Source organism: Novosphingobium sp. TK46 (assembly GCF_055361525.1).
Genome location: NZ_CM143963.1, coordinates 82,347 through 94,678, shown reverse-complemented (window position 1 = coordinate 94,678; position 12,332 = coordinate 82,347). Strand labels below are relative to the sequence as shown.

Annotated in this window: 8 protein-coding genes; 6 read left to right on the top strand and 2 right to left on the bottom strand. The window is 65.8% G+C overall.

The window, feature by feature from the left end; all coding sequences use genetic code 11:
• Positions 1–49 precede the first annotated feature (49 nt).
• The 5 genes from ACXJ1Z_RS00430 to ACXJ1Z_RS00410 all read left to right on the top strand — a co-directional run bounded on the left by ACXJ1Z_RS00430 (position 50) and on the right by ACXJ1Z_RS00410 (position 7,017).
• Positions 50–1,129 (top strand): ABC transporter substrate-binding protein, encoded by a 1,080-nt coding sequence (locus ACXJ1Z_RS00430; RefSeq protein WP_463778724.1) that lies wholly within the window; start codon positions 50–52, stop codon positions 1,127–1,129.
• Entirely contained in the window at positions 1,126–2,631 is a 1,506-nt protein-coding gene (locus ACXJ1Z_RS00425; protein ID WP_463778723.1) for an OprO/OprP family phosphate-selective porin, read from the top strand. The genes ACXJ1Z_RS00430 and ACXJ1Z_RS00425 overlap by 4 nt, the downstream gene beginning before the upstream one ends.
• 25 nt (positions 2,632–2,656) lie before the next feature.
• On the top strand, positions 2,657–3,958 hold the full coding sequence (locus ACXJ1Z_RS00420; protein ID WP_463778722.1) for a CitMHS family transporter: 1,302 nt from the start codon (positions 2,657–2,659) through the stop codon (positions 3,956–3,958).
• An 18-nt stretch (positions 3,959–3,976) separates the two neighbouring features.
• Positions 3,977–4,675, top strand: coding sequence for an alpha/beta fold hydrolase (locus tag ACXJ1Z_RS00415; protein WP_463778720.1), 699 nt, complete (start codon positions 3,977–3,979; stop codon positions 4,673–4,675).
• Positions 4,676–4,737: 62 nt separating this feature from the next.
• Positions 4,738–7,017, top strand: coding sequence for an NADP-dependent malic enzyme (locus ACXJ1Z_RS00410; RefSeq protein ID WP_463778719.1), 2,280 nt, complete (start codon positions 4,738–4,740; stop codon positions 7,015–7,017).
• A gap of 25 nt (positions 7,018–7,042) precedes the next feature.
• On the opposite strand, the gene ACXJ1Z_RS00405 is transcribed toward ACXJ1Z_RS00410, so the two are convergent.
• Both ACXJ1Z_RS00405 and ACXJ1Z_RS00400 read right to left on the bottom strand, forming a co-directional pair.
• Positions 7,043–11,167 carry a PAS domain S-box protein gene (locus tag ACXJ1Z_RS00405; RefSeq protein WP_463778717.1) on the bottom strand — a complete coding sequence of 1,375 codons (4,125 nt, stop codon included), beginning with the start codon at positions 11,165–11,167 and terminating at the stop codon, positions 7,043–7,045.
• Positions 11,160–11,516, bottom strand: coding sequence for a hypothetical protein (locus tag ACXJ1Z_RS00400; RefSeq protein ID WP_463778715.1), 357 nt, complete (start codon positions 11,514–11,516; stop codon positions 11,160–11,162). The genes ACXJ1Z_RS00405 and ACXJ1Z_RS00400 overlap by 8 nt, the downstream gene beginning before the upstream one ends.
• Between ACXJ1Z_RS00400 and ACXJ1Z_RS00395 the strand changes: the two genes are divergently transcribed.
• Complete coding sequence (locus ACXJ1Z_RS00395) at positions 11,515–12,327, top strand: MBL fold metallo-hydrolase (RefSeq protein WP_463778714.1); 813 nt, start codon at positions 11,515–11,517, stop codon at positions 12,325–12,327. The genes ACXJ1Z_RS00400 and ACXJ1Z_RS00395 overlap by 2 nt on opposite strands.
• Positions 12,328–12,332: the final 5 nt, after the last annotated feature.

The window sequence follows — 12,332 nt, the reverse complement described above, 5'->3', positions numbered from 1 at the left end:
ATGCTGGCGAGCTTACCCGAACTCAGAGACGGGAAGCCAGAGGAGCTTGATGATGCGTTTCGTGTTGATGCCGTTGTTGTTGGTCGGCCTGGCCGTGCCTGCCGCGGCGCAGCAGCGACCGGTGGGTTATCCAAGATCCTACGACGACCTGATCGCAACTGCGCGCGCGGAGCGCGTCGTCCGCGTCTATGGCAATGCCGATGCGACGGCGATGACCGCGCTGGTGGCCGCGTTTCGCCGAGCGTACCCCGGCGTCGCAGTGCAATATCAGGATCTTGGATCGACCGAGCTCAACCGCCGTTTCGTGTCCGAGACCCGCGCCCGCCGGATCAGCGCCGATCTGGTCTGGTCCTCGGCGATGGACCTGCAGGCCAAGCTGATCAACGACGGCTATGCGCAGGCTTATCTCAGCCCGGAGAAGCCCGCTCTGCCCGCCACTGCCGTGTGGAAGAACATGGGCTATGGCGTGACTGCAGAGCCGGTCGGGATCGTCTACAACAAGCGGCTGATTTCTCCCGCTCAAGTTCCGCGCACGCATGAGGCATTCGAGCGGTTGCTGCGCGATAGCAAGGCCGCTCTGACCGGCAAGGTCGCGACCTATGATCCGGCGCGCTCCAACGTCGGTTATCAGTATCTCGTCGAGGATTACGCGATCACCCGCGACACGCGTTCGCTGCTGCAGGCGATGGCGGCGACCCGGCCGCTGCTAGCGCGCACGACCAGGCCGATGCTCGATGCGGTGGCACAGGGACGGGTGGCGATCGCCTACAACGTGGTCGGCCCGTACGCGTTGAGCAAGACACGCAGCGATGCCCGGGTCGGCGTAGTGTTTCCGCGTGACTACACCATCGTCGCCTCGCGCGTGGCGTTCATTTCTCGCGAGGCGCGGCATCCCGCCGGCGCCAAGCTGTTTCTCGACTTCCTGCTCTCACGCACCGGGCAGTCGTTGCTGGCGCGCCAGTGGCTGCTGCCGGTGCGCGGCGACGTGCCGGCGCCACGGCTGGCGCCGGGCAAGGCGCGGGCGATCCGCGTCGGGCCACAACTGCTCGTACATCTCGATACCATCAAGCGTCGGCGGTTCCTGGCCGACTGGAACACGATCCTCAGCGAAGGGGCCAAAGGCAAATGAAGTTCATCACCACCAGTTGCGCGTTGATCGCGCTCGTGGCCGCCACGCCGGCACTGGCGCAGGCCCCCACAGATGAGGATCTCGCCGCGCTGGTCCGCGCGCAGGCCGCCGAGATCGCGGTTCTGAAAGCGCGGCTCGATCGGATCGAGGCTGGGCAGGCGACGACTGCTGCGGCGCCTACATTGGCCGCAGCGCCCCCGGCAGCGTCTGCTCCGCCGCAAGCCGCCGCGCCCGGCAGAAGCAATCGCCAGACCCGCACAGCCGTCAGCACGGCGCCTTATGCGCCGCAAATCGTGCCGCCCGGTCCCGCCGAGCGCGACATCGCGCGTGCGCAGGAGGCCAACGATGCCGGCGTGACGACGGAGTGGGGCTCGGGCCTGCCGGTGTTCCACTCGGCGGACGGCGTCTACACATTCAAGCCGCGTGGCCGTATCCTCACCGATGTCAGCTCGACCTTCGGTTCGCGCTACGGCGATCGCAACCTGACCACCACCGGCATGCGTGCGCTGCGCCTCGGCGTCGAGGGCGGCGTCGGAACGCACTTCTTCTATCAGTTCGAGACCGACTTTTCGGAGAACGAAGTCGATATCGTCACCGCCTTCATCGGTTGGCGCAACCGCATCAAGCCGGGCCTCGACTACGACGTGCGCGCCGGACACTTGTTCAACGATCGCGCCTTCGAAGGCTCGACCGGCTCCGACTCCACCCCGTTCCTCGAACGCGGCCCGGTCTCCACCGCGATCATCCCGCAGCGTGGCTTCTACGGCATCGGCATCATGCCGCGCTTGTTCTGGAAGACCGGCCACGCCTCGCTGACCCTGACCGGCGACCGCGTCGACGGCAACCAGAGCGTCAGCGACAGCCGCACGGTGCTGGCCCGCGCACACTGGAACCCGGTGAAAACCGATCGCTCCGTGCTGCACCTCGGCATCTGGGGCTTTGATGAGCACTTGTCAGACGCGGCCACGACGCTGACCCGCAACACTGTCATCGGCGGTCGCTTTAACGGCGCGCTCCGCGTGTCGAGCGGTCCGCTGCTCGGAGGCACCGGCACCACCGGCTATGGCGCCGAGCTGGGCGGCTACGTCGGCCCGATCTGGGTCATGGCCGAAGCGGGCCGCCGCAACGCCCGGCTCGACAACGACCGCCCTGACTTCGTCAGCAAAGCCTGGAGCGTGTCCGGCGGTTGGTTCGTCACCGGCGATCTTCCACCCTACAACCCGCGGCTCGGCAGCTTCGGCCAGCCGCAAGTGCTGCGCCCCCTGTTCGAGGGCGGCCCCGGCGCGATCGAGCTGACCGCGCGGTACGAGAGCCTCGACTACACCGACCTCGTCCTGGGTGGCGAAGGTTGGGCGGCGACGATCGGCGCCAACTGGTACCTCAACAGCTTCACCCGCCTGCAGCTGAACGCCATCCACTGGAACACCGACAATCGCAGCGGCGCCTTCGCCGGCAAGGACAACGGCCAGACCGTCAGCACGCGCATCGGCGTGACCTTCTGACCCGCATTCCCAAAGGACAATACCGATGAGTCTCGCCCTCTACGGCTTCCTGATGGTCGCCACCTTCATGACGCTGATCATGACCAAGCGGATGACGCCGCTGGTCGCGCTGATCGTCGTTCCCACCGTCTTCGCGCTGATCGCCGGCTTTTCGACCGGGCTGGGCGACATGATGATCGACGGCATCAAGAACCTCGCGCCCACCGGCGTGATGCTGCTGTTCGCGATCCTGTTCTTCTCGATCATGACCGACACCGGCCTGTTCGACCCACTGGTCAACCGCCTGCTGCGCGTGGTCCATGGTGATCCGATGAAGATCCTCATCGGCAGCGTCGTGCTGTGCGCGCTCGTCAGCCTCGATGGCGACGGCTCGACGACGTACATCATCACGATCGCCGCGCTGCTGCCGCTCTACAAGCGGTTCGACATGAACCGGTTGTACTTGTGCTGCCTGCTGATGATCACCAGCGCGATCATGAACCTGACACCGTGGGGCGGGCCGACCGCGCGTGCGGCCAGCGCCCTGAAGCTGGACCCGGCGCAAGTGTTCCTGCCGCTGATCCCCGGCATGATCGCGGGCATCGCGTTCCTGATCGGCCTGGCCGCCTGGTTCGGCCGCAAGGAGCGTCTGCGCCTCGGCCACGTCAAGACCAACGAACCTGTGGCCTTCACCGGCATGGCCGTGTCGCAATTCCCCGAGGCGCGCCGGCCCAAGCTGCGCTGGGTCAATGCGGCGCTGACGGTGGCGCTGCTCGCCGGGCTGGTCTCGGGCGTGCTGCCGCTGGCGATCGTGATGATGCTCGCCTTTGCCGTCGCCATGATCCTCAACTATCCCAAGGTCGCCGAGCAGAAGGAGCGCATCTCCGCACATGCCGGCAACGTGCTGGCGGTGGTCTCGCTGATCTTCGCCGCCGGCATCTTCACCGGCATCCTGTCGGGCACCGGCATGGTCGAGGCGATGAGCCGCGAAGTGGTGGGCTTCATCCCGCCCGTCCTGGGCCCCTACATGGCGCCGATCACCGCGCTGCTCAGCCTGCCGTTCACCTTCTTCATCTCAAACGACGCGTTCTACTTCGGGATGCTGCCGATCCTGGCCGAGGCGGGCGCGCACTATGGCATCGAGCCGATGGCGATCGCGCGCGCCTCGCTGATGGGCCAGCCGGTCCACATGATGAGCCCGCTGGTGCCCTCGACCTATCTGCTCGTCAGCCTCGCCGGCATCGATCTCGCCGATCACCAACGCTTCACGCTCTTGCCGGCCATCGCGGTCTGCGTGGTGATGACGATCGTCGGCATGCTCGTCCTCGCCTTCCCGTTCGTCGGCTGACCTGAGGAAACCCGCACCATGATCTCGAAACCCGTGCCTCTGGTCCTGCTGCCCGCGATGGGCACCGACGGCCAACTGTGGGCGAGGCAAGTGACCGACCTCGCCGACATCGCCCATCCCGAGCTGGGCGACCTGACCGCCGACGACACCCTGGCGGGAATGGCGGCGCGGGTGCTGGCCCACGCCCCGCCGCGCATCGCCGTCGCCGGGGTGAGCCTCGGCGGTTACGTCGCGCTGGAGATGATCCGCCAGGCGCCCGAGCGGATCGAGAGGGTCGCGCTGTTCGCCACCCGCGCCTCCATGCAGACCCGCCCGCGCACGGTGACCGAGCAGGGCATGCTCGCCACCGCGCCACATTCCGATCCGATGCTGAGCAAGAACGTCAGCGGCCCGGTGCAGGCCATGGCCGAGCGGGTGGGCGCGCAAGTCTTCGAGCGCCAGCAGCATGCGTTGCTTGCTCGTCCCGACATTGCACCGGCGATCGACGCAGTGACGGTGCCGACACTGATCGCAGTGGGCGATCGCGACCGCATCTGCCTACCCGAGGACGCACGCGCGCTGGCAGGTCGCATTCCGGGCGCGCGGTTCCACATCCTGGCCAACTGCGGCCACCTCGCGCCGATGGAGCGGCCTGGTGAAGTCACGATGCTGCTGCGTGAGTGGTTGCTGGACGGCACAACCCGGCGCTGGTCCTTGAAATCGCGGACATCTAGTTAGACGCAAGGCATGCAGGGCTGTAACCTGCTCCTCCAGCGCCAAGATCGACTACGGGAAAAGACATGCAGGACGACTTTCGCCGCGAGGCGCTCGATTACCATCGCTTTCCAAAGCCCGGGAAGCTGTCGGTCGAGCCGACCAAGCGCATGGCGACCCAGCGCGATCTCGCACTCGCCTATTCGCCCGGCGTCGCCGCTCCGTGCGAGGCGATCGCCGCCAATCCCGTCGCCGCGCTGGACTACACCGCGCGCGGAAACCTGGTGGCGGTGATCACGAACGGCACGGCCGTGCTGGGTCTGGGCAACATCGGCGCGCTTGCCAGCAAGCCGGTGATGGAGGGCAAGGCTGTCCTGTTCAAGAAGTTCGCCGACATCGACGTGTTCGACATCGAGGTCGACACGATGGACCCGGACAAGTTCGTCGAGGCGGTCGCCCTGCTCGAACCCACGTTCGGCGGCATCAACCTGGAAGACATCAAGGCGCCCGAGTGCTTCGCCATCGAGCAGCGCCTTCGCGAACGGATGAACATCCCGGTCTTCCACGACGACCAGCACGGCACCGCGATCGTCGTCGCCGCCGGCGTCACCAACGCGCTTCTGCTGCAGGGCAAGGCGCTGAAGGACATCCGGTTGGTCTCATCGGGCGCAGGCGCGGCGGCGCTGGCCTGCATCGACCTGCTGGTCTCGATGGGCCTGCCGATCGACAACGTGACGCTGACCGACAAGGACGGCGTGATCCACTCGGGGCGCAAAGGCATGCTGCCCAACATGGCGCGCTATGCCCACACCACCGATGCGCGCACTTTGCCCGAAGTGCTGGGCGGGGCGGACCTGTTCCTCGGCCTGTCGGCGCCCCGCGTGCTCAAGCCCGAATGGCTCGCCTCGATGGCGCCCAATCCGGTGATCTTCGCGCTCGCCAACCCCGAGCCCGAGATCCTGCCCGAGCTGGTACACGCGACGCGCCCCGACGCGATCATCGCCACCGGTCGATCGGACTTTCCCAACCAGGTCAACAACGTCCTGTGCTTCCCCTACATCTTTCGCGGCGCGCTGGATGCCGGCGCGACCGAGATCAACGAGGCGATGAAGATGGCGGCGGCGGAAGCCATCGCCGCGCTCGCCCGCATCCCGCCCGATGAGAGCGTGGCCGAAGCCTATGGCGGCCAGTCGCTGCGGTTCGGGCCTGACTACATCATCCCGACGCCCTTCGATCCGCGCCTGATCCTCAAGATCGCGCCCGCCGTCGCCGAGGCTGCCGCGCGCACCGGCGTTGCCGCGCGCCCGATCGCCGATATCGCCGCCTATGCCCGCGCGCTGGAGCAGAAGTCCTGGCGCTCGGGCCAGCTGATGCTGCCGGTGTTCGCCGCCGCGCGTGGCACCCAGCGCCGCATCGCCTATGCCGAGGGCGAGGATGAGCGGGTGTTGCGCGCGATTCAGACTGTGCTGGACGAACGCCTGGGCAAGCCGGTGATCATCGCCCGGCGTCGCATCGTCGAGAAGCGTATCCAGTCGCTCGACTTGCGCTGGCGGCTCGATGAAGACGTCGAACTGGTCGACCCGGAACAATCCGACGGCCTCTTGCGCTCGCTGGTCGCGCCCTACCAAGCCAAGGTCGCGCGGCAAGGCCTCGCGCTGCAGGAGGCGGAGCGGCTACTCTATCGTCGCCCATCGGTGGCGGCGGCGATGCTGCTGGACCAGGGCCACGTCGATGCCGCGCTGGTCGGCGGCAACACCGACTGGTGGGGCCAGGTCAAGCTGATCCTCCCGCTGATCGAGCGCGCTGCCGACGTAAAACGCGTGCACGCGCTGACCGCGCTGATCTTGAGCGAAGGTACGCTGTTCCTCACCGACACCCACATGGTGCCCGACCCTTCCGCCGAGGAGATCGCGCGCATGACGGTGCTGGCCGCAGAGGCGATCCGCCGCTTCGGCATCGAGCCGCAGGCCGCGCTGGTCTCGCACTCCAACTTCGGCTCCTCGCGCTCGCCTAGCGCGCGCAAGATGCGCGAGGCGACCCGACTGGTGCACGAAATGGCTCCGCAACTGGTCGCCGATGGTGAGATGCACGCCGACGCCGCGCTGTCCGAAGCACTGCGGTCGAAGCTGGTGCCGTCGTCGCCAATCAAAGGCTCGGCCAACCTGCTGGTGATGCCCGGTCTCGATGCCGCCAACATCACCCTGACCGCATTGCAGGCTTCGGCCAGCGCACAGACGGTCGGGCCGATGCTGCTGGGCCTGTCGCGGCCGATCCACGTGCTGAGCCAGACCGTGACCGCGCGCGGCATCGTCAACCTGACGGCGATCGCTTCGGCCGAGCTTCGTCAGCGAGTGGTCAACGCCTGACGCGCTATTAGGGACTCTCTTGGCCCTAGGCCGAATTGCCGCGTACGGCCTCGATCGCGCGCGCCAGTTCGGCGATCGAGTATGGTTTCTGCAGCAGCGGGAATCCGTGGCTGCCCTCCGCTACGATCACGCTGCTGTATCCCGACGCCAGCAAGACCGGCAGACGAGGATAGAGACGGGCGATCTCTTTGCCCAGCTCGATCCCGCTCATGCCCGGCATGACGACATCGGTGAAGACCAGGTCGAAGCGTTCCGTTTCCGTCACCAGCTTCGCGAGTGCTTCCTCGGCGCTGCGAGCGCGGACAGTGGAATGGCCCATTTCGCCCAAGGCCAGAGTGGCGAATTCGTTGACCTCGTTATTGTCTTCGACCACCAGAACGCGCGCGCCAGGCCGGTGGTCGGATTCGGCCAGCGCTGCGGGGCGTTCGGCAACGTCATCGCCTTTCGTGCGCGGCAAATAGAGCGTGAAGGTCGATCCATGGCCGGGCTCGCTGTCGACCAGGATTTCGCCCCCCGACTGCTTGGCGAAGCCGAACACCTGCGACAGGCCAAGGCCGGTGCCTTCGCCCACCGCCTTGGACGTATAGAACGGTTCGAAGATCTGATCGAGCACCTCGATCGGAATGCCCGAGCCATCGTCGGTGATCGAGACCGCGATGTACTTGCCCGCAAGACCTCCATGGCTGCGTGAAGCGGGAATCATGTCCGCCGGGGAGACCGCGATGGTCAGCTTGCCGCGACGATCCATCGCATCGCGGGCGTTGACCGCCATGTTGATGATCGCGGTATCGAACTGGCTGACGTCGGCGTGAACGTGGCACGGTTCCTCGGGGAGCCGGATGTCGACCTCGATCATCGATCCGGTCAGGGTTCCCATCATTTGCTGAAGCGAGCGGATCGCCGCGCTGACGTCGAAGATCTCGGGCTTGAGCGACGAGCGGCGTGCGAATGCCAGCAGCTGCGCGGTCAGCTTGGCTGCGCGATCCGCAGTTTCGGCGATCGCATCGATGTAACGCTTGCGACGTTCCTCGGTCAAACCAGGCTTGCGCAGCAGGTCGGTGGAGCCGCGGATCACCGTCAGCAGGTTGTTGAAATCGTGGGCGACACCGCCGGTCAGCTGCCCGATCGCCTCGACCTTTTGCGATTGGCGCAGTTGATCCTCGGCGACGCGCAAGGCGGCCTGCGCATCCTTGTCTGCGGTGATGTGACGACCGGTCGCGTAAATCTCGCTCTCGGTCGGCGCGGCGACCCACGAGAACCAGCGCACCGAGCCATCCTTGTGTACGTAGCGATTTTCCACCGTCGGCAGTGGTCCGGCGGTGGCGGTGACGAGTGCCTGCTCGGTCAACGCGATATCTTCAGCGAACACGTAAGCGGTGATCGGCTGCCCGAGCAGTTCTTCGCGACGATAGCCCAGGATGAGGCTCCAGGCCGGGTTCACGCGCTGTATGATCCCGGTGAAGTCGACCACCACCAGCAAGTCGGGCGAGGTTTCCCACAAGCGGTCGAGTTCGCGGGTGCGTTCCAGCACGCTGGTCTCGAGCGTCTCGTTCAGCTCCTGCAGGTTGCGTTCGATCGTCTTGCGGTCGGTCTGGTCCAGCAGCGCGCCCAGCATGCGCACGGCGCGACCGGCATCGTCACGGATGATGTAGCCCCGGTCCCGAACATCGGCATAGCTGCCGTCGCCACGGCGGAAACGGTACTCGTCCGTCCAGTCGGTGCCGGTTCCTTCGATCAGGACATGAATGCTGTGATCCACGCGTGACCGGTCGTCAGGATGGATCTGTGCGATCCACCAACCGCCGGTCGGCTCGACATCCTGCTCGGCGTGACCGAATGCGGTCTGCAGCGCTTCGTTCCAAAGGACGTGATCGCTTTTCAGATCCCAGTCCCAGATCGCATCGTTCGTCGCCTTGATGGCGAGGCGGAACCATTCCTCGGCTTCCGCAAGCCGGGTGCGGGCCATGCGATCGGCGGTGACATCCTGTACCGTGCCGATCAACCGGGCCGGCGCGCCGTTCACGAACATCGCCATGCCCTTGGCCAGGATGCTGCGTAAGACGCCATCCTCGTGGCCGATGGTGCGGTATTCGAGATCGAATGTGCCATCGCCGGCGGGATCGAGGGCCGCGCGCACAGTGGCGTCGGCATAGTCGCGATCATCGGGATGGAGCCCGCCCAGGAAGCTGCCTTCGTACGTAACCGGCACGCCCGTAGACAGACCGAACAGCGCCCGGCAGCGATCGTCCCATTCCAGCTCGCCGGTCTGTGGTTTGTAGTCGAAGCCGCCCAGCTGGGCGGCTCGGGTGGCCAGCTCAAGGCGTTCCCGGCTCAGGCTCAGCCGCTCTTCAGCCAGTCGCTGTTGGGTGACGTCGACAGCGGTACCGACATAGGTGAGGGGAAGGCCGTCATCGGACTCTATACAACGGCCGCGTACCAGCATCCATCGGGTGCCACCATCGAGGCGGTGGACGCGATAGCTATGTTCGTAGTCCGCGCACCGATGCTCGATCTCCTGCACATGGGCTTCTAGCGAGGACTGATCGGAGGCGAACACCTGCCGGAAGACGTCACCGATGGGCAGCCCTTGCGACGCCGCTTGTGGGGGCAAACCATAGAATTCCGCGAAGCGCGGATCGCCGGTCAGCGTCCGCGTCGGTACATCCCACTGGAAGAAGCCGATCAGGCCGGTTTCGAGCGCGGTATCCAGTTGCAGCCTGCTGGTTTCCAGCTCGAGTTCAGTGGCATGCTCCTCCGTCATGTCGCGCAGGCTTTTGACGAATCCCTTGGTCGCGCCGATCAGCGGCGTGACCGCGCCTTCCGCGAAGAACCGGCTGCCATCCTTACGGATATGCCATCGCCGATCCGGCGATCGGCCTTCCGCCTCCGCCCTGGCAAGTTCGATGCGCGGGCGATCGTTGGCATTATCCTCGGGCGTGAAGATCAGGCCGATGTGGCGGCCGCGCGTTTCGGCCTCGGTCCACCCCATGATGGTCTCGGCGCCCTTGCTCCAGCTGCTGATGATGCCGGCTTCGTCCGTACTGATGATCGCGCTGTCGATTGCGGAATCGACGATGTGGCGATAGCTGGCGCTGGATTCCTCGACTTCGCGAAGGGCCTGCGCCTCGGCGCTTTCGGTGAAGCTGGCGGCGATCAGCCCGGCGAGCAACTGGGCTATGAGGATATCGCGCGAACGAAACGCATCCCGTGCGGCGGCCAGCAGCTTGAGCACGCCAAACGCACGACCCTGCCGCGTGAGAGGCACCGCGATCATCGAGCCGATGTTCTGGGTTGACGCCAGCGAACTGTCGACCCGCTCGTCGGCGGCTGCGTCTGCGGTGATAAGGGTGGCCTGCTCCCTCAGCGATTGCCCCCCGAACGAGGTTGCGATCGCAAGGCGATAGCCCACTGCGTCAGCCGTCCCGTTCGTGGCGCGGTAAACCAGATCGCCGCCATCGCGGGTCGCCACCACGACGCCGTCGGCGGGATCGACCGCCTCCAACGCTGCATCGATAAGCGATTGCAGGACGGTAGAGACATCGCCGCCGCTGGCGATCGCCGTGTGCTGTGCGCTCAACATCGTTCGCAGGGTCGCCGAATCCCGCGCGGCATATCGCTGGCGCCGGAGTTGATCCGCGATGGTCTTGTCGCGGGTATCGATCGCGGTACGCAATTCGATATGCGCGACCACCTGGCGCCCCAGCGCCTGGAGCGCGACGATCTGTTCCTGATCGAGCCCGCCGGGACGAGCCACGGTGTCGATCGCGCACAGGCTTCCCAAAGCAAACCCCTGCGAGGTTACGAGCGGCACTCCCGCATAGAAGCGGATCGCCGGTTCGTTGACAACCAGCGACATGCCCGCGGTGCGCTCGTCGGCGGACAGATCCTCGATCACGAAGACATCCTCCTGCTCGATCGCCAGCGCGCAGACCGAGGTGTCGAGTGCGGTTTGTTCGGCATCGACGCCAATCTTGGCCTTGAACCACTGACGACAATCGTCGACCAGGCTGACCAGTGCGATCGGCACCCGGCAGATGGTCTTCACCAAGGCTACGGCGTCGTCGAACTCCGCCTCGGGTGGTGTATCGAGAATAGCGAAGCGGCGAAGCGCGGCCACGCGCTCATCCTCGGCCCAGGTGCGATCACGCATGGTAGAGGTCGATGGTGGAGACGGCTTCGCCGTTCCCGGATAAGGCGTCGCGTGCGAACATCGGCGTCGGATAGGCGCAACGTTGCCGGGTGTCACCAGCCTTCAAGGATAGGTCATGAGCGAACCTGATGATTGTGTCCTGGGTTGGATCAATCGCAATTGATAAGGTCGTTATTACAATTTGCGGGAAAAATAATACCGGGTAATGATGCCGCATGAAAACACCTTCATCGAGCCGCGCACCGCGTCGTTTGCCGACAGCCGCATCCACCTGTCGCGCGATCACGGTTGCGAGCGCGCTGGTCCTGCTTGCTGCTGCCGCTCCCGCGCCGATCGCGCCGAAGTTCATGCCATGGATCGACGGGACGACGGCGGGCGAGCCGGAGACTCAAGTGCAGCGTGTCGATGGCGACACCTTCGTGATCCGGCAGTCGCTCAGCACCAACTTCGAAGCGCCGTTCCTATACCTCATCTTCGGCAAGAACCGGGCGTTGTTGATCGATACCGGGGCAGGTGGGCTAAAGGTACGCCCCACGATCGATCGGTTGATCGAACAATGGCGCGGTGCCCACGCGGACGCCCCGGTGTCCTTGCTTGTCGCCCACTCGCACAGTCACGGCGATCATCATGCCGGCGACGACGAGTTTCGCGATCGACCCGACACGCGGATCGTTGGTTTGACCCCGCAAGCTGTCTCCGCCGCCTTCCACATCGCGCGCTGGCCCGATGACCTCGGTCACCTCGACCTAGGCGGTCGCACGCTCGCCATCATCCCGACGCCAGGGCACGAACCGGCCCACATCATGGTCTATGACGCGCGCACGCAGCTGCTGTTTTCGGGTGACATGCTGTATCCCGGCCGGCTCTATGTGCCGAGCGACCAGATCGCCACGTTCCGCGCGAGTACCGATCGTCTTGCCGCTTTCGCCAAAACGCACCCCATCCGAGCGTTGCTGGGCGCGCATATCGAGATGACGACCACGCCGGGCAAGGACTACGAGCGGGAAGCCGCCGTGCACCCAGCGGAACACGCGCTGCCGCTTTCGCCCGCGACGATCGGCGAGCTGCAACGCGCGGCGCACGCAGAGCCGGCGGTGCCGGTGATAGATCGCCATGCCGACTTCATCCTCTACCCCGTCCCTCCAAGACCGGCCGGATAGCGGCA